Origin of the sequence: Escherichia sp. TW09308, assembly GCF_000208565.1 — a bacterium.
Classification (GTDB): Bacteria; Pseudomonadota; Gammaproteobacteria; order Enterobacterales; family Enterobacteriaceae; genus Escherichia; species Escherichia marmotae.
Genome location: NZ_AEME01000001.1, coordinates 1434821 through 1457639, shown reverse-complemented (window position 1 = coordinate 1457639; position 22819 = coordinate 1434821). Strand labels below are relative to the sequence as shown.

Here is a 22819-nt window from a genome sequence, read left to right as displayed (position 1 = left end):
TGGGGCTGATGGTTCATAATTCACCAATACTGCTTATAAAAATCACAACAAAACCGCAGCAATACCATTTTTACCACCTGCGGCAGGTTGGTGACCTTTCAGTGGTATGTGTGTTGAATGATTAGCAATTCTTATTAATTTTCCTGTCTGTTTAAATATTAGCAGTCAGATAAAATATAACCAGAAAAGATTAACTATTGTAGTTTGTAACAGTCGGATAAGTGATAAGTTACGGTTATTTTGAATTATTTTTATTGTCTGTGTAATTTTTAGACTTTGCATAAAAAAAAGCCCACCGTTGAGGTGGGCAAAAGGAATGATTAATTATCTCTGAGAGAAACATCATACTCTCTTTACTATATTTAACATGAAAATGTGGAGAAATTATGGAGTATACGTTATCAGGTTATTAAATAACCTGTTATCAATACAAAACAATACAGTTCTTTACATTCTCATTGTTTTTATGAATACTCCTAAAGAGGTGCTTTAACGTAATGAAATAAACAGGGTAAGTATGAATATATTTGAGCAAACTCCACCGAACCGTAGACGTTATGGTCTTGCTGCATTTATCGGGCTGATTGCTGGCGTTGTTTCAGCATTTGTTAAGTGGGGAGCAGAAGTCCCATTGCCGCCACGTAGTCCGATTGATATGTTTAATGCAGCGTGTGGTCCGGAATCATTAATCAGGGCGGCAGGACAAATTGATTGCTCCCGTAACTTTCTTAATCCTCCGTATATTTTTCTTCGGGATTGGTTGGGACTGACAGATCCAAATTCGGCGGTTTATACCTTCGCCGGGCATGTCTTTAACTGGGTTGGTGTAACGCACATAATCTTTTCGATAGTTTTTGCTGTTGGTTATTGCGTAGTAGCCGAAGTATTTCCCAAAATTAAACTTTGGCAGGGCTTGCTTGCAGGCGCTTTAGCACAACTTTTTGTTCATATGATTTCATTCCCTCTAATGGGACTTACACCACCTCTTTTTGATCTTCCGTGGTATGAGAATGTCTCTGAAATTTTTGGACATTTAGTATGGTTCTGGTCTATTGAAATTATTCGTAGAGATTTACGAAACAGAATTACTCACGAGCCTGATCCTGAGATCCCTTTAGGTTCAAACAGATAACGAATTGAATGATAAAAATGGCGCAGACATAGCGCCATTTTTATAGATCAAAGCCGTGGCTTTATTCTTCTTTTCATACGTCTACATCGCCATTTACTTTCTCCTGGACTATGCAGGTATCAATACGCATACTGGGTAAAACTGAGATTCATAAAGTTTCACATATTTTGGGACAGGGTGTGGAAATGCAGTTATGATGAATTAACTGATTTATTTATATAATGGTATTTATAGTTTGTAATGCGAAGAGTGTAGGCTCAACGTGATGACATAAACCCATGTTGCTCAAGTATCGCCCTGGCATCTGGCGAAACTAAAAAGTTGCAAAGTGGCCTGGCTTTCTCGGTCAGACAGGCAAATCCATAGATAGCAATCGGATTATAAGGTTCAGGTATTTCTATAACTTTTACTGATTCAATTGATTGTAAGCCGGGAGCGTAACTGGCATAACCTATGAACAAATCGGTATAATCATTTTCAATTAGCCACTGCGCGGCTATCACATTTTTTGGAAGAGCTAATGAATTTCTTCCCCCCACCAATGCAACCGCTCGTTGTCTTATTTTTACTCCAACACTACCCATATTTTCAAAAAGCTGGTGAGTGTAATCACCAGCGGGATCACATCCCGCGGTTGATGTCCCGATTCGCAACGTTTCCCTGTTTAATAAAGAATACCAATCGTCATTTTCATTAAGTTTATTCGCCCGAACATACAGGCACAAACGATTATAGGCAAAAGGTTTAATACACAAAGCATGTCCTGTGGCCATTAACACTTGCGGATGAGCCATATTCGCTGATGCAAAAAGATCACATCTCTCACCCGCTTCAATACGTTCCCTCAATATACCGGCTGGACCAAAGTCACAATGAACATTATCATCCTGAAATCCCAATATAAGTGATTTCCATACCTGGCGTAAACTACCCGCAGCAAGTACACGCATTATTATTCACCTTGATAATTAGTACGGTAAAACTTTCTATACCAGTCATTGGCTATTTTATGCATATCGATATCATTGAATTTTTCAGGATACAGTTTTTTCGCCATCCACAACTCTCCAATACCCATAGCCTCGGGCATCGGATAACCCCATGCTTTTGCATACTCTGGCATCAAATAAACACGATGATTTTTGACAGCATCTATTACCTGCCATTGCGGATTTGACCGTATTTCATTCACCACGCCAGGGTAGCGATTTTGCACAAAAATTACCTGAGGATTCCATGCAATTACTTGTTCCATTGAGACTTGTTTGAACCCTTTAATGGTGGACGCGGCGACGTTTACTGCACCGGCATGTTTCATCATTAATCCTGTGTATTTTCCGGAACCATACGTTGTCAATTCTGGATTAGCCATATAGGCACGAATACGCTTTTCTTCGGGTAGATTCTGCAGCCGCTCACTCACAATATTACGACCATTTTCAGTGGCCTTGATTAACGCTTTAGCCTCTTCAGGCTTATTGATGATATTGCCTATCAGCATAATCCCTTCATATAGCCCTTTTACGTAAGCCTGTTCTTCATCAGCCATTGTTGGATTAAGTTTATTCTTCTCTCCCTCGTCATCGTGCCGCAAAGAAATTGCTACTGCTGGAATTCCAAGGCTACTGATTTTGTCGATCATTTCTTGCGGCGCATAATTGGTGACAAAAACGACCTGTGGATGCAAGGCCACCAATTTTTCAGCATCGACATGGGTTAAATCTCCTAATGATGCCTTGCTGACTAATTCTGGTGCAAGACGTGCATAATTGCTGCCAAGTTGCTGTTTCCAGTTTGACATAACACCCACGATTTTATCGGTGGCATTCATCTGCACTAGAAGATTCAAAGTTTGATGTTGAAGTACAACAATACGATCAACTTTGTCGGGTACTTTCACCTCACGACCAATCTGATCGGTGAAAGTTCGTTCAGCTTGCGTAGTAAATGATAAAGAAAGCAAAAAAATCATTAATAAAAACAACTTATTATTTATTTTCATATTCCATCACACTAAAAATCGGTATATAAATGGTTATATACCGAAATGGTAACACCAGTCAGGCGCTGGGAAAAGTGATTCAGGGATATTTTTGATGTGGTTATATGAAGAGAATGTGATTTTTATTTGTTCAGCAGAAACTTTCAATTCAGTTATCTGTAACCCCAAAGACGTATTGCCAGAATAGCAGAGATAAAGGAGTCGTTACGTTGCCGTACCTCATCTATTCACAATCACCTGATGCGATAGAGTATCAGTACCACCAACTTGTCCGTAAACGAATTATATTGATTTCAATAATAACACTGGCGACACTTTTCTCACTATTTCTGGATATTATTCTGGGTTCTTCCAGTTTGTCAGTCAGTGAGTTATGGCACGCATTAGTGCATCCATTTAGCTCTGATACCAGCATCCAGGTCATTGTTTGGGAAATCCGATTACCCTACGCCTTAATGGCTTTGCTGGTTGGCATGGCTTTGGGACTCGCGGGCGCAGAAATGCAGACGATCCTCAACAATCCATTAGCCAGTCCCTTTACACTTGGGGTTTCCTCTGCAGCGGCATTTGGTGCAGCTCTGGCTATTGTCCTGGGGATCGGTATTCCTGGTATATCGGCAACATGGTTTGTTCCAGCAAACGCTTTTATATTTTCTCTTCTGTCAGCTTTATTACTCGATAGCATGTCTCGTTGGCTAAGAATAGCAACTTCGGGAGTGATTCTTCTGGGTATCGCATTGGTATTCACATTCAATGCACTTGTGGCAATGATGCAGTTTATTGCGGATGAGGATACTCTCCAGGGACTGGTATTCTGGACAATGGGCAGTCTGGCTCGTGCATCCTGGAGCAGACTGGGCGTTTTATTAGGCGTGTTTATCATTGTTTTTCTATGGTCATTTTCTCGCTCATGGCAACTTACAGCATTGCGCATGGGAGAAGAGAGGGCTATGGGGTTTGGTATCAATGCTTATCAACTGCGTCTTTCTTCCCTGTTACGTATAAGTTTACTTGCTGCATTGTCGGTAGCCTTCGTTGGTCCGATTGGTTTTATTGGTCTTGTCTCTCCGCATATTTCCCGAATGCTATTTGGTGAGGAACATCGTTTTTATCTGACGGGAAGCACATTAACTGGAGGTCTGGTGCTCTCTCTGGCTTCAATTGCCTCGAAAAGTATTATTCCTGGTGTCATTATCCCGATTGGTATTGTCACATCACTTGTTGGTGTTCCATTATTTATTAGTATTATTCTGCGTTATCGCAGGAGTTTGTTATGAAAGGTCTTTCACTGTATAAATTAAACGCGGGTTATCAGAAAAAAAACGTAATATGTGATCTTAGTTTATCTGAACTCCCTCGCGGAAAAATAACCATCATTCTGGGGCCAAATGGTTGTGGAAAGTCGACGTTGCTACGTGCCCTGGCGGGGCTGAATAAGGTTAGCGGTAATATATTTCTTGATGGGGTCAACCTTATGCAGATGCCATTTTCAGCCCGTGCCGACAGTACAATATTTCTACCACAGTTCTTACCGCATGACGTGCATTTGAATGTGCTGGAATCTATTTTTGTTGCTCTGCGTACTTCAAAGATAGGGAGCATAGATGAAAAAACACAATCAATAGCTATTCTCAGACAACTAGGAATAGAACATCTGGCCTTTTGTTATCTGGATCAATTATCCGGAGGTCAGCGGCAACTGGTTGGGCTGGCACAATCATTGGCCCGAAATCCATCTATATTACTACTGGATGAGCCACTGAGTGCATTGGACTTAAACCACCAGTTTCATGTTATGGATTTAGTCAGAAGCGAGACACGGAGTCGCAATATAGTCACAGTTATGGTAGTTCATGATATAAATATCGCATTACGATACGGTGATTATGTCGTCATGCTAAAAAAAGGTAAACTTATTGCCAGCGGAAATCCAGAAGAGGTCATTACGCCAGAGAATCTGGCTAGTGTATATCATATTCGTGGACGGATAGAGCATTGTTCTCAGGGCTTGTTACAACTTATTGTCGATGGTGTTATTCCGGATTAGCAACGCGTATTAAATATTTTTCATCCTGCGCCTTCCGGCGCTTTTCGACACTTTCATCAGTCAGATTGAGTAAGCCGGTTTCATCTTTGATGGCAGATTATTTGTATAAAGTATGAGTGCTACCTCGTAATTTGCATAAAAAACGTCCATCAAATGCTATGGATGAGCAGGCTCAGTTTTGATCCCTTGTATAACGGTTTCGATACGTTCTTTTATTTCCTCAAGTTGCTGCTGACGACCTTCAGGTGTTAGTGTCTGATCTTCATTAACGTCCAAAACCCATCGACGAGGAATTAATGCGCCAAAAACAATATCCATTAGCATCCCCGCGCAATTACCCGTGTTTTTAACAGCAATACGCCCTTGAGCTTGTTGAATATCCAGCCATTCTATTAACAGTTCTCTTGAATGAAGCGTTTTAGTGGCATATAAATAGTCTGAAAGCTCTGGAAAAAGAATTGATTCACGTGTCATTAATTTTAAGAGTGCTTCTCTCTCTTTAGCTTCTTCCTGACTTATATCTAATCGGAATATGCGAAACAGAGTTTCATTAATAGGAAGCATCTCGTTTTCCGGTCTTGGAAGATCGAGGAACAGGGTTTTATATTCTTTAATTACTTCAGAAAAAATTTCCTTTTTATTACTGAATACTTCATAAATTGTTCTTTTTGATACTTTTGCCCGACGAGCAATTTCTGTGGTTGAGGTTTGGGCAAAACCAAGCTCAATGAAGGCACTATACGCACCAATAACTATTGCTTTCTTACGCTCATCAAGTCCCGCACTTTTGGGTCTTCCCCGTCGCACCGGTGTACTCACTTCGCTCTTGTTCATCAAAGACATTTACTCCTGCATTAATTTTTGGTACTTGACCAGTACCAAAAATAGTATCACTATACCAACAACATAAGCAATGATCATAACATGGTGTATGAAAACAACCAGGTAACATCACTTCATAAAATACAGGTCCTTATTTATGAGTCGATTAAATAATAGCATCAGCCCCATTCGTGATCCCCAGGTTATACGTGTTCTGGAACGCATGAATAATGAACGTAAACATCCCCCGCAGGAGCTGTTTCGCGAAGCTCCTGTACTTGATCCTGAAAAATTTTCCGGTTATGGCTTTTCCATAGCCCCAGAGCAGGGGGAACTTATCTACTTACTGTGCCGGGCAATGAAAGCCACTCGTGTTGTGGACTTTGCAACTTCTGTAGGTATGTCAGCACTCTATTTTGCCGCTGCGATGAAAGATAATGGTGGCGGACTGGTGATTGGTTCTGAAATGGTTCGGGAAAAGGCTGAAGTCGCGTCCCGAAATCTGGCAGAGGCTGGTCTTACGTCTTTTGTTGATATTCGTGTCGGTGATGCGAGAGAAACGCTGAAAGATCTCGGTGGTCCTGTCGATTTTATTCTTATTGATGGTTTCCCTCTTGCTGATGGCCCAAGTCTTGCTCGTCAGGTTACTGAGATTGTTGCGCCGCAGCTACGAGTGGGAGGATATATATTAAATGATAACGCAGAACCAGATTTTTTATCTTATGTTCGTGATCCACAGAATGGTTTTATTTCTATAACATTACCGATAAAACGAGGTACAGAGTTAGCACTGAAGATAAGTTAAATATAAGTGCGAATGATAAAGTTGAAAAATCATAGTCCTTGTTCATACTGATACTCATCTACTTTTTATCAGAAGTAAAGGGGCATTTATGCCGACGCGCAGAGAGTTTTTAATTAAAAGTGTTGCGGGTGCTTTAATTGTTTCAATGCCTCGCATTGTATTTGCAAACACAAATAACAAAGCAATAAATGCTACAGCTATTACACAAGTTTTTGGTGACGGAGTTCGACTTATTGCGATCGCTGTAGAATTTGAAAAACCTATAAACAAGGAAGAACTTTCAACAATAGAGTTTAGTGTAAAAAATTATCACATCAATAAAACATTTGTCAGCCAGTCAACAGCTTTGGTTGAAGCAAAATCAGGTAAGTACGCGATACTTGAACTGGAACACAGCAAACCACAAAATGAATGGCAAGAAACTATAACGGACCCAACAATACAAAAAGCAGCGCCCAAACAAGGGCAAGGTAAACCTACCTGGGTTGCAGGAGAAAAACTGAACCAAACAATTAAATATAAAGATGCTTCTGCTGTTGTCGTCACACAAAATACCACACTGGAAACTAACGCCGTTTCAAACCTGGTAGTGGATAGTTTTAGACAAGATGAATATAAAGATAAAGAAAGCGGGAAAATACTAAAATATAATTTCTTTATTCCTGAAGAACAAAATAAACCATTACCACTGGTTCTTTTTATGCATGATGCAGGGGCTACCAGTGCACAAGTTACAACGACTCTGTTTCAGGGGTTAGGCGCAGTAATTTGGGCAGAACCTGAAGAGCAAATGAAACGCCCCTGTTATGTTTTAGCTCCTCAATATAATGAAATCATTGCTGATGATGACTGGCGTACCTCAACATTGCTTGATACAACAATAAATCTTGTTCAGTATTTGGTAAAAGAATATAAAATAGATCCTGAGCGTATTTATGTTACTGGTCAGTCAGGGGGATGTATGCTGGCCATCGCCATGAATATTAAATATCCTGATTTTTTCACAGCAAGTTACCTGGTTGCAGGAAAGTGGGATGCGGAACAGGTTGCTCCAATAGCTAAAAACAAATTATGGTTTATGGCCTCAGAGGATGATTCAGGAGCTTTTCCCAGCTTCAACGCGATTACTGAACGTCTTGAGCAATTTGGCGGAAAGGTTTCTCGCGCGGCATGGAATGGCCAGTGGGAGCCTGAGCAATATCGATTTGCTGCCGACACTTTGTTTGAAGAACAAACTAATATCCGTTATACCGTTTTTATAAAAGACAGTGTATTTGATGAATACTCTTCGCGAGAAGGGGCAAGTGGGCATCGTAACACATGGCGTATTGCTTACAGCATAGAACCTATTCGCGAATGGTTATTTAACCAACGTAAACAATAAAAAATAGACCAGACTGTCATCAGGTAACGTGTTGGCAGTCATTTTTGCCGAGAGACAGAATGAAGACATTATTATTTGTAATTCTATTTTTTTCTGCATCTGTATATGCAGATACGGCATCAAAAATGAATTTTGACGAAATACTTACACGCTCTGCTCAAGGAGATGCAGAAGCACAAGCCAGATTGGGGGAAGCATACCTAAATGGAAACTACAATCAAACGGTGAATTACGCTCAGTCTTTTAAATGGTTGACGAAATCAGCAGCCAGCGGAAATCCCCGAGCGAAACTGGATTTAGGGGTTTTATATCTTAATGGGTATGGCGTACCGTTTGATTATGCCAAAGCCTTAAGCCTTTTTGAGCAAGCTGACTTAGCGGGAGAAATGAAAGCTGCACGTTATCTTGGGATTATTTATGAAAGAGGATTAGGCGTTTCTCAGGACTATAAAAAAGCAGCGGAATATTATAAGAACGGCGATAAACATAATGATATTACGGCGCAGTATCGTCTGGCGAAACTTTATGAGCAAGGTTATGGTGTAGAACGCGATTACCAAAAAGCGATAAACCTTTATCTTAAACATATCAACAGAATGGATCATATCACTGCCCCCAGTTTTGTGGCTTTAGGTGATATTTATTCACTAGGATTGGGCGTCGAGAAAAATCCCCAACTGGCTGAAAAGTGGTATCAAAAAGCGATTGATGCAGCTAATACACAGCGTCAGCAGTAGGTGAGTTAATGCTGGCGTACTGAATACACCAGCATTAATCAAGCATGATTATGCGACCAGCCAGACAAGTATTGTTGAACCTTCGAACTCAGAGTTAACGCTTTTTCTTGCGCCCCTGAACAGCCTTAAAACGGGGATTAGATTTACAAATAACATATAGCCGTCCTTTTCGCTTCACAATCTGACAGTCTGGGTGGCGTTCTTTTGCTGTGCGCAGAGAGTTAAGGACTTTCATCATGCCCCCTTTTTCGTGCTAACAAAACGACCAAAACGCTGGGTAAATCGCGCCACATTTCCTTCTGATGAAACGGATCTCAGTTTCCCGGTATAGAACGGGTGTGATTTTGAAGAGACATCAATCGTTACATACGGATACGTTACGCCATCCAGTTCAATCTCACGGTCTGTTTTGATAGTGGAGCCAATTTTAAAGTACTCATCAGCACTGGTGTCGTGGAACACCACGGTACGATATTCAGGATGGATATTTTGTTTCATTACTTCTTCCTGTTACGTTATAACATAACAATAAAGATACATTCTCGTCCAGATAATTTCAACAAAATCCTATGACCACCTGGATATGCGGGATTCCTGCAGCTAACCGAACGTGCCGGAAGTGAGAGATGTTGTTGGCTATCGTTGGTAACGGCACTATTCAGCAGCCGAACTGCTGATTTACGACACGACCCGCGGAGCAGTATGAAAGCATTTGAGAATGTGGGTAAGCTCTGCTTTACCGGCTGATTATTTATCACACAGCCAAAGTAGCAATTTAGTGAACCAACATGCGCATTGGGTAACTAAAATGCTGACTCAATGCGCAATCTCTTTCAGTGCGGCACAAATACGGTTTTTTTAAGCTTCCCTTTGAAACAGTACAAATACCTCTCCCACAGGCATAGTTATTATGAAGGAGGTAGAAGATACATATATTAAATATCACCTAAGGGAATTGTTTTTTGATGTAATTAATAGAAGTGGAGGAATAAATAGGCATATTCTACAATTGCAACAAAAACAACAATATTAATCAGTTTATTACTGATTTCCTGTATCTTATTCTCTTTCATTGGTATTTCCTCGCTTTAAAAAGAGCGCACCTCATAAGCGCCTTGTATATAGATAGCGAGTTTGGTCAACCAATTTTTTGAGGTGTATCACAAATTTGAAAAGATGTATTACATCAATTATTACTAATCGCACAAAAGTGATCCATATTCGACACCTGAAATTGGCCCTGAGGATTACTCTGCTCTTCTTGTAAGATCCCCGCGTAATTGTGCTATTCACATTTAGAGAGCACCGTATTTACAGCCCGCAGAGGCTGTATTTTCGCCGTAAGGGCAAGTCATGGAATCGATGCTCATGATAAACAGTCAGTTACTATTTACTTATAGATTTCAGCAACACCATGCAGTTTGTTATTCCCAGTCGTAGACAGGATTTTGAACGACGTTGCTCCTTGCTCATCAGCTTTACGAGAAAGCGCATTTGATACCTCATCAAGCGTCAGGGCATTACTGACTGAAACTACACCAATCTTTTCTTTGCCATCTGCATGACGAATCTCCTCAGCAGCAGATGCGGTATTTACCGAAATGAATCCCATGAATAATGCAGTAATTAGTAGTGCTTTCATATCTGATACCTGTTTTGAACGATATATTTGGAAGTTGACGAATATCAGGAGGAGCCTCCTCCTTCTTGATATGTAAATATACAGTTCTAAACTGTCATAAGACTGACTGTCATATGACAACGTTGTCAGATTTTTGAATTTTTTGAATACAGATTCAGGTCGTTAATAATGCATTCCGGTTCTTCAGTAAGGGGCATATTGTTTATATCGAAAACCCCATCATTTTTTTGTGGATTATCACTTTGCAACTCTGCAAACAGAGGGGTGAGATCCTGCTGTGCTTCTCCTCGCTCTGCGACCAGTTCGAACGTTTTATTTTTTGCTGCATCGTTGCTCAGAGCAGTTACCAGAACCTGGGCGATTTGTTCCCGGGAGATAACACCATCTTCCGGTGTTCCCGCATGGCGTCTATCCCCCTGAAGCATAACGATTCTGTGCTCATCATCATTGTTGTAATCAAACCAGCCGGGTCTGACGATAGTGTAGGTATGCCCACTGGCTCTGACCAGGCGTTCAGCTCGTCTTTTCCAGTCATGAACTTCAGTACGTTGATTCCAGCTACTGAGGCGCTCAGTAACGCCAATTGTTGTCATCAGGGCGATGCGAACAGGTGTAGCCATGAATCTTCGCAAAATGTTACGTACACCGCCGTAATCTATCGCTCTGGCACCAATACGTCCCTGACCATCGGAGCCAAGTGTAAAAATGATGGCATCAATATCTTTCGGTAAATCGGTGAGTGTTTCAGGTATTGAAACATCGCCATAGAAAATATCTGTTCCACGAGGGAGTAATTTGATTTTCCGCCGATTCCTGACCAGAGCCACGGGCTGATGGCCCATTGCAATAGCAGTATTCACAACATGAATGCCAATGCTTCCTGTCGCTCCTGCAACGAGTATTTTCATGATAAACCTTCTGATAATTCAGCCTTATTTTCGATACAGCCAGAATATCAATTATCATTATTGTCAATAATGGGGCTAAAATGATTGTGTCTATGAACACCCTTCATGAGTGCGTTTTGAAGGGAATGCTTCTACAAGGAAATCGCCAATGCTCAAAGAAAACTTCAACGAATTGCAAATATTTCTTGTGGTGGCAAGGGAGCGAAGTTTTACCAAAGCCGCGGGCAAACTCGGTGTTTCTCAGTCTGCTCTCAGCCATGCGATAAAGGCGCTGGAGGAAAGGCTAAATATCCGCCTCTTAACCCGAACTACCCGCAGCGTGGCTCCCACGGAAGCAGGGGAGAGAATAATTGCCTGTCTTGAGCCTCGTATTGACGAGCTTGAACAGGAGCTGGAATCACTTATTCAACTGAACGGCACGCCCTCCGGGAATATTCGTTTATCTGCCGGGGAACATGCTGCGCGTAGTCTGGTCTGGCCGAAGCTAAAACCGTTCCTCAGGGAGTATCCCGAAATCAATGTTGAACTGGTGGTAGATAACGGTTTTGTCGATATTGTTGAAGGCCGCTTTGATGCCGGGATCCGTCTGGGTGAAAGTGTGGATAAAGATATGATTGCCGTGAAGATTGGACCGGATATGCGGATGGCCGTGGTGGGAGCACCGGCGTATTTTGCGGCTAATTCCTTACCAGAAACGCCTCACGATCTACAAAATCATCAGTGTATCAATATGCGTTTGCCAACTGCCGGTGGAATTTATCACTGGGAGTTTGAGCGAGAAGGCAAACCGTTACGGGTCAGAGTTGATGGGCAACTGACGTTTAATCTGCTGCCAGAAAGAATTGATGCAGCATTATCAGGATTTGGTATCGCCTGTGTTCCCGAAAACTCGGTTCAGGATTATGTAAAGTCAGGCGAACTTATTCAGGTTTTACAGGAGTGGTGTCCTTCTTTCCCTGGATATTATCTTTACTATCCCAGCCGTAAGCAGCACCCGCCTGCTTTTGCGCTGTTGATCGATGCACTTCGCTACTCGGAATAACGGGTCCGCATTTTGCTGTGGACCCGTTTGGGCATCAACGACCTACGCGTGCCTGGTGCTCAGGCGAGTAACGTTCACCGACGATTTTAATTGTTTCCAGTGCCTGGGTTATCTGCTGTGTATCTTTCTGCGACAGAATAATGTCGACAGCGCCCAGGTTTTCTTCCAGCCGGTGCAGTTTAGTGGTGCCCGGGATGGGAACAATCCACGGTTTTTGTGCTAACAGCCAGGCCAGTGCAATTTGGGCAGACGTTACCCCTTTCTCTGCAGCCAGCTCACCCAACAACGTGACCAGTTTTTCATTGGCTTCAATGGCTTGTGCAGCGAAACGCGGTACGGTGCTGCGGTAATCATCCTTACTAAAAGTTGTCCCTGGTTTAATTGACCCCGTCAGAAAACCTTTACCTAATGGGCTGAATGGCACAAAACCAATTCCCAGCTCCTCCAGCAACGGCAGAATTTCCTGCTCAGGCTCACGCCACCACATGGAGTATTCGCTTTGCAGGGCGGTGACAGGTTGTACTGCATGTGCACGACGAATGGTTTGCGCACCCGCTTCGGACAGACCGAAATGTTTGACTTTACCTTCTGCGATAAGGTCTTTCACCGTTCCAGCAACGTCTTCAATCGGGACATCTGGATCGACACGGTGTTGATACAACAGGTCAATAACATCTGTCTTCAGACGGCGTAATGATCCTTCAACGGCTTCACGGATATGTTCCGGGCGGCTGTTTAAAATCTGCTGCTTATTATCATCACCGAAGGTAAAGCCAAATTTAGTGGCAATCACCACGCGGTCACGAAACGGTTTTAAGGCTTCGCCAACAACTTCTTCATTCAGATACGGACCATACACTTCGGCGGTATCGAAGAAGGTAACGCCACGTTCAACGGCAGCGCGAATGAGTTCGATAGCCTGACGGGTATTTGTTGCCGGACCGTAGCCGTAGCTCAAGCCCATGCAACCGAGTCCAAGGGCGGAGACTTCGAGTCCGGATTTACCCAGATAACGTTTTTGCATTGAATGAATACCTCTTTTATCGCGGCTTAAACATCAAGTTTGCGGCCAGTCAGCCATTCCACCATTGCGGGATCGCGGTGAGAGAAGAACGCGCTGGTTGCAGTATCAAGGGCAGTAATCTGCAGCATATCTTCAGGACTGAGTTCAAAATCAAGAATGTTAATGTTTTCTTCCATGCGTTCTTTTCGTACTGATTTCGCCAGCGAAACGATGCCTCGTTGGTAGATCCAGCGCAAAACAACCTGACCCACGCTTTTGCCGTATTTCTTGCCTATTGCCGCCAATACAGGATGCTGGAACAGACCATTTTTACCTTCCGCAAACGGTGCCCAGGCTTCTGGCTGAATACCACGACTTTGCATCCACGGAACGGCCTGTAATTGCTGGTTGAAGGGGTTAACTTCAATCTGGTTCACCGCCGGAACGACTTTATTAAAGGCGATAAGGTCAGCCAGTCGGTCAGGGTGGAAGTTACTGACGCCAATAGCGCGGATCTTGCCTGCCTGTTGCAGTTCTTCCATGGCGCGCCAGGCACCGTGGACATCGCCGTATGGCTGGTGAATCAAATACAGGTCAACGTAATCAAGTTGCAGTCGATTCAGTGAGCGTTCGAACTGGGCTTTGGCACCTTCGTAATTCGTATCCTGCAACCAGAGTTTAGTGGTGACAAAGAGTTCGTTACGCGCAATACCACTTTGTTTTAGCGCATTCCCAACCTGGGTTTCATTCTGATATGAAGCGGCGGTATCAATCAGGCGATAACCGGTGTCAATAGCGTCAATAACCGCTCTTTCGCATTCGGCGGCATCTGTCATCTGAAATACACCAAAACCCAGCAAGGGCATTTCAATACCGTTGTTCAGTTTTACAGTTTGCATGGTGTTACCTCCCGTTATTGTTCACGGGAAGCATAACGTAAAGGGAGTGATGAGATTAGACGGAAGGATTTGTCAGGGGCTATGAACAAAATTCATTAATCCGCCAGAATGCAGATTTGAGTGGCCTCGTAACCAGGTGGGTCTATTTTATTAATGAATTATCTGCATAAGTGAAATCACAATTTGCATACTAATCGGGAGTTGTATTTTAACTTAGAATAATGATCCATACGTGATGGAGGTGCTTACCGTGGAATTTTCTGTATTAAGCAACAATCTTAAAATGCCGATGGTCGGTTTTGGGGTTTTTCAGGTTACCGATAAAGAAGAGTGTAAACAGTCGGTGTTGAGTGCTATCCGGACAGGTTATCGTCTTATCGATACTGCGGCGGTATACGGTAATGAAGATGCTGTCGGTGAAGCGGTTCGTGAGGCCATTTCGGAAGGTCTTTGTACCCGAGAGGAATTATTTATTACCTCAAAACTTTGGGTACAGGACATGGTCGATCGCGATACAGCAAAAGCAGGAATTGAAGCATCGTTAAAAAAATCGGGCCTTGAATACTTTGATCTCTATTTATTGCACCAGGCAATGCGCGATTATTTCAGTGCGTGGCGCGCCCTGGAAGAGGCTTATGATGAGGGGAAACTGAAAGCGATTGGTGTTTCCAACTTCTATCCTCATGTATTAGCAAATTTTTGTGAAACTGTCAGAGTAAAACCAATGGTAAACCAGGTGGAACTGCATCCCTATTTTGCTCAACCTGAGGCGCTGGCAACGATGAAGTACTATAATGTGCAGCCTGAAGCCTGGGCTCCATTAGGCGGTGGAAGACATAAGCCATTTGAAAACAAAATGCTTCAGAGTATTGCAAATACTCACCAGAAATCGATTTCTCAGGTAATCCTGCGCTGGAATATTCAACGAGGCGTAGTTGTTATACCGAAATCGACTCATCAACACCGTATTGAGGAAAATTTCGCCATCTGGGATTTTTCCCTGACAGATGAAGAAATGGAACAAATTAGTTCACTCGATTTAGGCTATGTTGGCGAATCCGTAAAACATTTTAATCCTGAGTTTGTTCGTGGTTGTCTTGGCGTAAAAATACATGACTGATTTTAGTATTTGTTGAGCTATATCATTTGGATGAGGATGTTTTATCTGAGCGTACAGGCTTTATTTTATAAAGTAGTCACATTCAGACAATATGGCTTTTAGCCAGTGCTTTAAGGATATGATCCTTAAATTATTAATCATTTCACAATGAAGAGGCACGTTATGAAAACTATTGGTTATGCTGCACTCTCTGCCGACGCAAAGCTGGTTCCTTATCATTTTAAACGTCGTGAGTTACGTGACAATGATATTGCCATTGAAATTCTTTATTGTGGCGTTTGTCACTCAGATTTACATACAGTTAATGGCGACTGGGGGCCTCAACCTTATCCGTTAATTCCGGGGCACGAAATTGTTGGTGTCGTGAGATCAGTGGGGCAGGGGGTTAAAAAATATCAGGTAGGTGATCATGTTGCCGTTGGCTGTATGGTCGATAGCTGTATGCACTGCGACCAGTGTGAGCAGGGCGAAGAGCAGTATTGCCGCCACGGGATGACGCCAACTTATGGTGCTAAGGATCGGATTAGCGGCGAAATCACTCAGGGAGGCTACTCCAAACATATTGTGGTACGTGAGGAATTTGTCCTGCGGATCCCTGAAAATATGGACTTAGCGAAAACCGCGCCGATTCTCTGTGCAGGTATCACCACGTTCTCACCATTACGTACCTGGAATGTTGGCCCTGGCAGCCGTGTTGGTGTTATTGGGTTAGGCGGATTAGGCCATATGGCGGTAAAACTGGCCGTTGCGATGGGGGCTGACGTTACTGTGATTAGCCGGACGAAAAGCAAAGAGGATGAGGCAAAATCGCTCGGTGCAAAAGGCATTCTCCCGTCTTCAGACCCCGAGGCATTACAAAGCTCAGCCTGCGCATTCGATTTGATTATCGATACAGTTCCCGTTAAACACGACCTGAATATCTACACCCCATTACTAGATATTGATGGTTCATTAGTTATTGTTGGCCAGGTTGGTCCTGTGGAAGAACCTTCAACGATCCCTCTGATTATGGGGCGTCGCCGTGTTGCAGGTTCACTCATCGGTGGTATTGCAGAAACACAGGAAGTGCTGGATTTCTGCGCGAAGCATAATGTCTATCCCGAATGTGAAATGATCAATATTGATCAGATAAACGATGCTTTTGCCCGCCTTGCAAAAGGGGATATGGCGCATCGTTTTGTCATTGACATGGCTTCACTGAATGGCTGAGTAACGGAGTAATTCAGAGCAGCGATTCTTTATATTTACCAATAAATCACAAAATTGAACCGCTGCTCTGGTGAAACTCCTTTTACGCGCCACAACGATGAATGCCATCAAATCATGAAGATTCTTTCGTGCCTCTCATTGCGGAAAGGAAAGAGTATCAGTTTGTATCCTGATGTGACGGAATATGGGAAGTCCCAACATAAAGGGAGCGCGAGTCAGCCCCCTTTGCTTAATTAATCAAGTTTTTTGTCATGAATGAATTTACTGACCAAATCAGCGATTTGCACATTATTCAGGTCAGAGAACGGGAAGTGGGTATTACCTTTTATCCCTACTTCAGGCAGATGCGTCACCGTCACATCCCCACCATGCTTGTTAACCACGTCACGCCACGTACGCGCCATTGCCAGGCGTACTCGCCAACTGTCCTGCGCGGGCATGGCTACAGGCTTATCCGGTATGTTATCGCCGTAAATAATCAGAATCGGGATTTTAGTCAGCGCCATAAACTGCTCCATTGGCACTGGTTCACCCTTCAGCGTGTCGAACGCACTTGGCATAGGGGGTGGGAGTTCTTTTTCCGGGAACACAAAGCCACTTCCTGGCTCGAAGGCGACAATGGCTTTTACCTTGTTGTTTTTTATCGCGGTATACCAGCCTGGACCACCACCCTGAGAGTGAGTGAAGAGGATTGCCGGACCTGATTTATCTACTACGGCAGACATCGCATCAGAGATGACATTGACATCAAACGGCCCTGTATTCGGGGTCATCTGGCGGAAATACTGATTCAGTGCCTCTTTGTCGTGGGAAAACTGGACGCCTTTAAAATACGCTGGCCACACGCCAACACGGAACTGGTTAAACCACATCTGCTCATCGGGTTTTGGTGTAACCGTACTTTCTACAGTGGTACGTCCGGCATCACCCCGACGCGGCTGATCGACAATATACGTGGAGAATCCGCGACGCAGGAATATGTTCTGGAATCCTTCACGACCATCCGGCGTACTTTCCCAGGTACGGGAAGATTGACCTGCGCCGTGTAGCATAACGATGGGATATTTATGCGGATTCTCCGGGATTTGGTAGAACACTGACGCATGATCGCCATGATAAGTTTGCCCCGCCGAGTCCAGCGGCTTTTTCGCATCAAATGTTCCTGGCGCGGTGATGATGGTGCCCCCGGCAGAAAAGCTTCCTTGTTCCTGAATGACCAATGGTTCGGCAGAGACCGACTGCGCCGCCAGACCTCCTGCCATCATGCAGATAGCCAGCGTTTTTAAGACAGTTTTCAAGATTACATCCTCTGTTATGGTTGCCGTTCAATCATATCTGAGTTACCAGCGTTAATTATTTTGCCCCCTTGATTGCCTTTATTTGGCAGATTCATGAATGCGGATGATGAATCACATATGTTCTCTGATCAGGGGGCCAGTCTGCATGGCGACCTTCTCTATTTGCTTTCAATCGCTTTTTGCAGTGCCTCTTCAGCTCTTGTGGCCGCATCATGGTCACCATGTTCACGCAGAACCTGTGCCAACTGCCGTAACTGCGCTGCTGTCAGGCCAACTCTCATGCTTGCTCGCGTATGTGACAACAATTGGGCTTCAACGCCTGGCGTGGCTGCTAATGCGCCAACTGTTGCCAGTTCACGGCTTTGCCAGTCGAGGTTATCGCGGGCGAAAATGTCCCCGAACAGATGCGTTTGCAGGAATTGATTTATCGTGGGCGCAAAATCAAACAGTGGCCCCTGGACAGGCGCTCCTGCGATTTTAGTCTGGTTTGCGATACCGACACGGCGAAGCTCATCCCCGACGGGAACCGGGGCGATTGGCTCTTTACCTTCAATGTCTTCGATGCCACGTTGTTTACGTGCTTCGACGACTTTCATCAGCTCATTCAGAGCATTCAGGCTGCGGGGGAATCCGGTATAGGCATAGAGCTGGATGAGAATTTCTTTAGCTTCGTTTATCGTGAGTCCTGCATCAAGTCCCTGATTAAGTGCTGCATTCAGCTTATCCATCTGACTGCTGGCCATTGAGGCGGCAATCAACGGGATGGCCTGCTGGCGAGCTGAAAGCGTATCTGAAACCGTGTATTCATGATTCATTTTGGTAGCTCCTTTATTGATGAGCGCAGCATTTGCGGTAAGCGCAAAACCAAAGGTTAGCAGTACCGCTGCCGTTAATATCTTAATGGGCGTGGTATTGTTCATCTGTCACTAACTCCTTCCAGTTAACGCTTTTGCCATCCACCACGCCGGTTATTGCCAGATGTGTCATCGCGCTACCGGGGGCTGCACCATGCCAGTGTTTGACGCCCGCCGGGCAAGAGACAACATCGCCAGCACGGATCACCTGTACCGGCTGGCCTTCTTGTTGGGTGAGCCCAACACCAGCGGTCACAATCAGCCGCTGACCAGCCGGATGAGTATGCCAGGCGGAGCGAGCGCCTGGTTCAAAGGTGACATAAGCCGCGGAAACACGGATGTCGTTGTCTGCGTTGAACAGCGGATCAACCCGGACACGACCGGTAAAGTTCTCCGCTGATCTGTACACCGCATTCTGGCTTCCGGCGGGAGCAATATGGACAGCGGAATTTTGCTCCACTGCCCAGGATGAAGCGGTGAAGAGTGGCAGTAGTAACCCGAGATAACGTAACTGTCTGATCATGCAAAGCGTCCTTATCTACGATGATGGAGGGGATGCAATGATTCTAATCAGCGTGACATGTCGTCAGGCTGACGCCTCCCTGACAATTTTGTCAGTTAACGCTGCACCAGACTCAGTGCCTGAAGGCGAATTGCCCGCTGTTTTATTTGCTTGCATCGCAAAGGTGAGGCCAAATGTATTGATGCCACCTTCACTACGGGCAAAGGCATCTCCCCGGTGCATAATAGCGACGGCGCGCACAATCGACAGACCCAACCCATGATGGGCATCACTTCTTGCCCGGGAGGTGTCGATGCGATAAAACCGCTCAAAAAGCCGGTGTAAGTGCTCAGGTGCTATCGGATCGCCCGGATTGGAAACTTCAACACAGGCCTGATTATCTCTTTCGCTTAACCGCACGGTAATCGTGCTATTGGAGGGGGAATGTCTTGCGCTATTTTCCAGTAAATTGGCCAGTGAGCGGTGGAACAGCCGCCGATCGATAAGCGCAGTGACATCGCCTTCAACATCCAGCGAAAGCTGTTTTTCTGTAAAAGAAGGCTCGACATATTCTGCTGTCTTAAGGGTTTCTTCTCGCAAGGAGACTTGTTTAAGCTGAGACGCATGTTCCCCCGCGTGGGCATGAGACAGGAACAGCATGTCATTGACAATAGACGTCATACGTTCAAGCTCTTCCAGATTCGAGCCCAATAATTCTTCCAGTTCTTCATAAGATCGTCGGCGTGATAGCCCCAGTTGCGTTTGGCCAATCAGGTTAGTCAGCGGCGTGCGAAGTTCATGAGCAACATCAGCATTAAAACTTTCAAGTTGCCGCCAGGCGATTTCCTGGCGCTCCAGCACGCCATTAAATGATGAGGCCAGTTGCTGCAACTCTTCGGGCAAGGCTCTGGCATCCAGTCGCTGACTATGATCCCCTGGTGCGAGATGTTGCGCCTGCTTACTGAGCATTCCCACCGGACGCAGGCCAATCTTTGAAACAACGTAGCCCAGCAGGGCGACGATCGCTACGCCCAGAGCAGTAATGATCAACAGTGTCCGCGTAAAGGCATTGAGCGTGCCCATGTACGGCGTGGAGTCAATGGCGACCACATAACGTAACTCAGGTCTTTCACCATTTGCCGGAATCGTTTTCACTAACAGAAACAGCGAGCATGCGCCCTCTGATGCGCCGGGTACTTTATTAAATCCCTCCCGCAAAGAAGACCACTGAACTCCCACTGGCGGTGTTCCTCCCACGCTGAAACGCGGGTTATCGCTGACTATCCAGTAGCGCACGCGCTCACCTTCGGAATTGGCTAATACGGTGAATTTATTGGCAAGCGTGGACCAACCGTCGGCTGAGGTTCGAGCGGTGATCCACGGACTCATCAATGATTCCCTGAACAACAGTTCGTTGTGCATCTGTTTTTGTAAGGAATCATGCAAAGAGCTTCTGAGCAGGATGCCAATAACGGAAACAATCAGCAGCGCGGATAAGGCAAACATCAGCGCCAGGTGGACAGAGATGGAACGCTTGAGCATGCTTATCCCCTTTATTTACTCAGGCCGGACTTCGAGGACATACCCCATGCCGCGAACGGTATGAAGCAACTTAACGTCGAATGGGGCATCAACTTTGGCGCGTAAACGTTTAATAGCGACTTCAACCACATTGGCATCACTATCAAAATTCATGTCCCAGACTTGTTCGGCAATCATCATCTTTGACAGGATCTCCCCTTGATGGCGAGCGAGCAAACTCAACAGGGAAAACTCTTTCGCGGTTAGTTCCAGTCTCGTTCCTCCGCGAAATACCCTGCGCGCCAGTAAGTCGAGATGCAGATCCTGAATATGAAGCTGAGTGATGTCTGCGCCATCCGTAGGGCGGCGACGCACCAACGCCTGAATACGCGCCACCAATTCAATGAGTGAAAAGGGCTTAGGGAGATAATCATCTGCTCCCAGACGCAGCCCTTTGACGCGTTCGTCGACCGATCCCCGTGCTGACAGCATCAGCACGGGGGTCTGTTTCCTGGTCCGGACGCCTTCCAGCACCTGATAACCATCCATTCCGGGTAGCATCACATCAAGAATTATCGCGTCGTAGTCTAATTCCAGCGCATAATGAAGCCCTTCAGCGCCATTGGCAGAAATATCAACGATGAACCCTGATTCTTTTAATGCACGGCTGATATATGTCGAGGTTTTCTCTTCATCTTCTATAAGTAAAAGGCGCATAATATTTATCCCGCTCCATTAATGATTTTAGGGCACTGGTTTATTTATCGAGTCCTTTATCGTGTAACCACGATGCCATTATCCCGGCAATCTCCTGATTATTCTTTTCCGCCATCAGGAAATGAGAATTGCCTTTGATGCCAATATCAGGGAGATGGACAAGGGTAGCATCTCCACCGTGACGGTTGATGGCCATAACAAATTGCTTTGCCATTTCATATTCACTTCTCCATTTATCCGGGCCAACGGCCGTATCCGGTTTTTCAGCAATAAAATCGCCATAATAAATAACGATTGGGATCCGCGTGAGTTGAGAAACTACGTTCATGGGAACTCCCATCGCGGAAGCGCTCAAGGGGGCAAATGTTGTTTTCACCGGGGATGGCATCTCATTTTCCGGGAAGATAAATGGTGTTCCACCTGGCTCATAAGCAACAATAGCTTTTACATTGTCGGTATAAAAGGGGGTTCTCCAGCCAATAGTGCCGCCCATCGAGTGAGTGATTAAAATACCCTGGCCAATTTTTTCAAATAACTGAGCAAGTGTTTTCGCATTCAGCTCATTATCAAGTTCTCCTGAGTAGGGATTCCAGGAACGCTGGAATGCTTCAATACTTTCAGGATTGTCAGGAAACTGCGAATTTTTAAATACGCCCTGTTCATTGCCAACACGGGACAACAGAAAAAATGTCTTGTCGGCATACATAGGATTGCCCGCCCAGGGATTTTTACCCGTATCATCTTTGGTTGATAAACCGGCTTCACCCATACGGGGTTGGTCAACGAGATAAACACTATAGTTTTTTTTCAGGAAAATATTCTGGAATCCATCGCGTCCATCTGGTGTACTTTCCCATGTTCTTTTGGTTTGTGCCCCGCCATGCTGGAAGACCAGAGGATATTTATGTGTATTTACCGGAATTTGGTAGAAGACGTAAGCATGATCGCCATAAGCTGTCTGACCATCAGGAGACAGAAAATTTTGTTCTGAAAATGTGCCTGAATGTTTTACCGTTGTACCACCTACAGTAAAGCTTCCCTGGGTTTGTAATACAATATGCGGTTCTGCACTTTGGCTCTGAATGTTGTGCATTGCGCAACCAGAAACAGAAAATATCAGTCCGGACAACAAAACATTACCGATCGTTTTTTTGAAGGAAGTTTTATGGCTCATA

At 44.6% G+C, this 22819-nt stretch carries 25 protein-coding genes; 9 read left to right on the top strand and 16 right to left on the bottom strand.

Annotated features, from left to right (window positions below; genetic code table 11):
• Positions 1-517 precede the first annotated feature (517 nt).
• Positions 518-1132 carry a YagU family protein gene (locus ESM_RS0107050; protein WP_001019913.1) on the top strand — a complete coding sequence of 205 codons (615 nt, stop codon included), beginning with the start codon at positions 518-520 and terminating at the stop codon, positions 1130-1132.
• A gap of 257 nt (positions 1133-1389) precedes the next feature.
• Here ESM_RS0107050 and ESM_RS0107045 read toward each other — a convergent pair whose 3' ends face one another.
• The gene (locus ESM_RS0107045) at positions 1390-2082 is read right to left on the bottom strand and encodes a substrate-binding domain-containing protein (protein ID WP_001264236.1); all 693 of its coding nucleotides are present in this window, start codon (positions 2080-2082) and stop codon (positions 1390-1392) included.
• A gap of 2 nt (positions 2083-2084) precedes the next feature.
• Positions 2085-3134: an ABC transporter substrate-binding protein gene (locus ESM_RS0107040; protein ID WP_000700644.1), complete on the bottom strand. Its 1050-nt coding sequence runs from the start codon at positions 3132-3134 to the stop codon at positions 2085-2087.
• Positions 3135-3343: 209 nt separating this feature from the next.
• Here ESM_RS0107040 and ESM_RS0107035 point away from each other — a divergent pair, with 209 nt between their 5' ends.
• On the top strand, positions 3344-4411 hold the full coding sequence (locus ESM_RS0107035; protein ID WP_001146466.1) for a FecCD family ABC transporter permease: 1068 nt from the start codon (positions 3344-3346) through the stop codon (positions 4409-4411).
• Entirely contained in the window at positions 4408-5181 is a 774-nt protein-coding gene (locus ESM_RS0107030; RefSeq protein ID WP_000677460.1) for an ABC transporter ATP-binding protein, read from the top strand. The genes ESM_RS0107035 and ESM_RS0107030 overlap by 4 nt, the downstream gene beginning before the upstream one ends.
• A 156-nt stretch (positions 5182-5337) precedes the next feature.
• On the opposite strand, the gene ESM_RS0107025 is transcribed toward ESM_RS0107030, so the two are convergent.
• Positions 5338-6015: a TetR/AcrR family transcriptional regulator gene (locus ESM_RS0107025; protein WP_010377142.1), complete on the bottom strand. Its 678-nt coding sequence runs from the start codon at positions 6013-6015 to the stop codon at positions 5338-5340.
• Positions 6016-6160: 145 nt separating this feature from the next.
• On the opposite strand from ESM_RS0107025, the gene ESM_RS0107020 reads away from it, so the two are divergent.
• The 3 genes from ESM_RS0107020 (at position 6161) to ESM_RS0107010 (ending at position 8929) form a co-directional block, all read left to right on the top strand.
• Entirely contained in the window at positions 6161-6808 is a 648-nt protein-coding gene (locus tag ESM_RS0107020) for an O-methyltransferase (protein WP_010377138.1), read from the top strand.
• 88 nt (positions 6809-6896) lie between these two features.
• Positions 6897-8192 (top strand): prolyl oligopeptidase family serine peptidase, encoded by a 1296-nt coding sequence (locus tag ESM_RS0107015; RefSeq protein WP_001143170.1) that lies wholly within the window; start codon positions 6897-6899, stop codon positions 8190-8192.
• A 59-nt stretch (positions 8193-8251) separates the two neighbouring features.
• On the top strand, positions 8252-8929 hold the full coding sequence (locus ESM_RS0107010) for a tetratricopeptide repeat protein (RefSeq protein ID WP_024257671.1): 678 nt from the start codon (positions 8252-8254) through the stop codon (positions 8927-8929).
• A gap of 94 nt (positions 8930-9023) precedes the next feature.
• Here the strand turns inward: ESM_RS0107010 and ykgO are convergent, their stop codons facing one another.
• From ykgO to ESM_RS0106985, 5 genes are all read right to left on the bottom strand, one after another.
• Positions 9024-9164: a type B 50S ribosomal protein L36 gene (ykgO, locus tag ESM_RS0107005; RefSeq protein WP_000866436.1), complete on the bottom strand. Its 141-nt coding sequence runs from the start codon at positions 9162-9164 to the stop codon at positions 9024-9026.
• Complete coding sequence (locus ESM_RS0107000) at positions 9164-9427, bottom strand: type B 50S ribosomal protein L31 (protein ID WP_000812360.1); 264 nt, start codon at positions 9425-9427, stop codon at positions 9164-9166. The genes ykgO and ESM_RS0107000 overlap by 1 nt, the downstream gene beginning before the upstream one ends.
• 473 nt (positions 9428-9900) lie before the next feature.
• Positions 9901-10002, bottom strand: coding sequence for a small membrane protein YkgR (gene ykgR / locus ESM_RS0106995; protein WP_000662202.1), 102 nt, complete (start codon positions 10000-10002; stop codon positions 9901-9903).
• Positions 10003-10319: 317 nt separating this feature from the next.
• Positions 10320-10571, bottom strand: a complete 252-nt coding sequence (locus tag ESM_RS0106990; protein WP_000645741.1) for a DUF1471 domain-containing protein — start codon at positions 10569-10571, stop codon at positions 10320-10322.
• A 125-nt stretch (positions 10572-10696) separates the two neighbouring features.
• Entirely contained in the window at positions 10697-11479 is a 783-nt protein-coding gene (locus ESM_RS0106985) for an SDR family oxidoreductase (RefSeq protein ID WP_000699099.1), read from the bottom strand.
• Positions 11480-11627: 148 nt separating this feature from the next.
• Here ESM_RS0106985 and ESM_RS0106980 point away from each other — a divergent pair, with 148 nt between their 5' ends.
• Positions 11628-12521, top strand: a complete 894-nt coding sequence (locus tag ESM_RS0106980; protein WP_000910707.1) for a LysR family transcriptional regulator — start codon at positions 11628-11630, stop codon at positions 12519-12521.
• A gap of 34 nt (positions 12522-12555) precedes the next feature.
• Here ESM_RS0106980 and ESM_RS0106975 read toward each other — a convergent pair whose 3' ends face one another.
• Together ESM_RS0106975 and ESM_RS0106970 are read right to left on the bottom strand one after the other, a co-directional pair.
• Positions 12556-13545 carry an aldo/keto reductase gene (locus ESM_RS0106975; RefSeq protein WP_001172297.1) on the bottom strand — a complete coding sequence of 330 codons (990 nt, stop codon included), beginning with the start codon at positions 13543-13545 and terminating at the stop codon, positions 12556-12558.
• Between the two features lie 26 nt (positions 13546-13571).
• Entirely contained in the window at positions 13572-14423 is an 852-nt protein-coding gene (locus tag ESM_RS0106970; RefSeq protein ID WP_001195264.1) for an aldo/keto reductase, read from the bottom strand.
• Positions 14424-14673: 250 nt separating this feature from the next.
• Between ESM_RS0106970 and ESM_RS0106965 the strand changes: the two genes are divergently transcribed.
• The gene (locus ESM_RS0106965; protein WP_001515806.1) at positions 14674-15543 is read left to right on the top strand and encodes an aldo/keto reductase; all 870 of its coding nucleotides are present in this window, start codon (positions 14674-14676) and stop codon (positions 15541-15543) included.
• 162 nt (positions 15544-15705) lie between these two features.
• Positions 15706-16752, top strand: a complete 1047-nt coding sequence (locus ESM_RS0106960; RefSeq protein WP_000848740.1) for an NAD(P)-dependent alcohol dehydrogenase — start codon at positions 15706-15708, stop codon at positions 16750-16752.
• 233 nt (positions 16753-16985) lie between these two features.
• Here the strand turns inward: ESM_RS0106960 and ESM_RS0106955 are convergent, their stop codons facing one another.
• The 6 genes from ESM_RS0106955 to ESM_RS0106930 all read right to left on the bottom strand — a co-directional run bounded on the left by ESM_RS0106955 (position 16986) and on the right by ESM_RS0106930 (position 22818).
• Complete coding sequence (locus ESM_RS0106955) at positions 16986-18050, bottom strand: alpha/beta hydrolase (RefSeq protein WP_000859697.1); 1065 nt, start codon at positions 18048-18050, stop codon at positions 16986-16988.
• A 158-nt stretch (positions 18051-18208) separates the two neighbouring features.
• Entirely contained in the window at positions 18209-18970 is a 762-nt protein-coding gene (locus tag ESM_RS0106950; protein ID WP_001066619.1) for a carboxymuconolactone decarboxylase family protein, read from the bottom strand.
• On the bottom strand, positions 18948-19427 hold the full coding sequence (locus tag ESM_RS01000000124240) for a (R)-mandelonitrile lyase (RefSeq protein WP_000621043.1): 480 nt from the start codon (positions 19425-19427) through the stop codon (positions 18948-18950). Before ESM_RS01000000124240 ends, ESM_RS0106950 begins: the two co-directional genes overlap by 23 nt.
• Positions 19428-19490: 63 nt before the next feature.
• The gene (locus ESM_RS0106940; protein ID WP_000920032.1) at positions 19491-20948 is read right to left on the bottom strand and encodes a heavy metal sensor histidine kinase; all 1458 of its coding nucleotides are present in this window, start codon (positions 20946-20948) and stop codon (positions 19491-19493) included.
• 15 nt (positions 20949-20963) lie between these two features.
• Entirely contained in the window at positions 20964-21644 is a 681-nt protein-coding gene (locus tag ESM_RS0106935) for a heavy metal response regulator transcription factor (protein WP_001237983.1), read from the bottom strand.
• A 40-nt stretch (positions 21645-21684) separates the two neighbouring features.
• Positions 21685-22818, bottom strand: coding sequence for an alpha/beta hydrolase (locus ESM_RS0106930; RefSeq protein WP_000018563.1), 1134 nt, complete (start codon positions 22816-22818; stop codon positions 21685-21687).
• Between the last annotated feature and the right edge of the window lies 1 nt (position 22819).

Coding starts and splice junctions, on each gene's coding strand:
- ESM_RS0107050 (WP_001019913.1), top strand. CDS start 518: ATGAATATATTTGAGCAAACTCCACCGAACCGTAGACGTTATGGTCTT.
- ESM_RS0107045 (WP_001264236.1), bottom strand. CDS start 2,082: ATGCGTGTACTTGCTGCGGGTAGTTTACGCCAGGTATGGAAATCACTT.
- ESM_RS0107040 (WP_000700644.1), bottom strand. CDS start 3,134: ATGAAAATAAATAATAAGTTGTTTTTATTAATGATTTTTTTGCTTTCT.
- ESM_RS0107030 (WP_000677460.1), top strand. CDS start 4,408: ATGAAAGGTCTTTCACTGTATAAATTAAACGCGGGTTATCAGAAAAAA.
- ESM_RS0107025 (WP_010377142.1), bottom strand. CDS start 6,015: ATGAACAAGAGCGAAGTGAGTACACCGGTGCGACGGGGAAGACCCAAA.
- ESM_RS0107020 (WP_010377138.1), top strand. CDS start 6,161: ATGAGTCGATTAAATAATAGCATCAGCCCCATTCGTGATCCCCAGGTT.
- ESM_RS0107015 (WP_001143170.1), top strand. CDS start 6,897: ATGCCGACGCGCAGAGAGTTTTTAATTAAAAGTGTTGCGGGTGCTTTA.
- ESM_RS0107010 (WP_024257671.1), top strand. CDS start 8,252: ATGAAGACATTATTATTTGTAATTCTATTTTTTTCTGCATCTGTATAT.
- ykgO (WP_000866436.1), bottom strand. CDS start 9,164: ATGAAAGTCCTTAACTCTCTGCGCACAGCAAAAGAACGCCACCCAGAC.
- ESM_RS0107000 (WP_000812360.1), bottom strand. CDS start 9,427: ATGAAACAAAATATCCATCCTGAATATCGTACCGTGGTGTTCCACGAC.
- ykgR (WP_000662202.1), bottom strand. CDS start 10,002: ATGAAAGAGAATAAGATACAGGAAATCAGTAATAAACTGATTAATATT.
- ESM_RS0106990 (WP_000645741.1), bottom strand. CDS start 10,571: ATGAAAGCACTACTAATTACTGCATTATTCATGGGATTCATTTCGGTA.
- ESM_RS0106985 (WP_000699099.1), bottom strand. CDS start 11,479: ATGAAAATACTCGTTGCAGGAGCGACAGGAAGCATTGGCATTCATGTT.
- ESM_RS0106980 (WP_000910707.1), top strand. CDS start 11,628: ATGCTCAAAGAAAACTTCAACGAATTGCAAATATTTCTTGTGGTGGCA.
- ESM_RS0106975 (WP_001172297.1), bottom strand. CDS start 13,545: ATGCAAAAACGTTATCTGGGTAAATCCGGACTCGAAGTCTCCGCCCTT.
- ESM_RS0106970 (WP_001195264.1), bottom strand. CDS start 14,423: ATGCAAACTGTAAAACTGAACAACGGTATTGAAATGCCCTTGCTGGGT.
- ESM_RS0106960 (WP_000848740.1), top strand. CDS start 15,706: ATGAAAACTATTGGTTATGCTGCACTCTCTGCCGACGCAAAGCTGGTT.
- ESM_RS0106950 (WP_001066619.1), bottom strand. CDS start 18,970: ATGAACAATACCACGCCCATTAAGATATTAACGGCAGCGGTACTGCTA.
- ESM_RS01000000124240 (WP_000621043.1), bottom strand. CDS start 19,427: ATGATCAGACAGTTACGTTATCTCGGGTTACTACTGCCACTCTTCACC.
- ESM_RS0106940 (WP_000920032.1), bottom strand. CDS start 20,948: ATGCTCAAGCGTTCCATCTCTGTCCACCTGGCGCTGATGTTTGCCTTA.
- ESM_RS0106935 (WP_001237983.1), bottom strand. CDS start 21,644: ATGCGCCTTTTACTTATAGAAGATGAAGAGAAAACCTCGACATATATC.
- ESM_RS0106930 (WP_000018563.1), bottom strand. CDS start 22,818: ATGAGCCATAAAACTTCCTTCAAAAAAACGATCGGTAATGTTTTGTTG.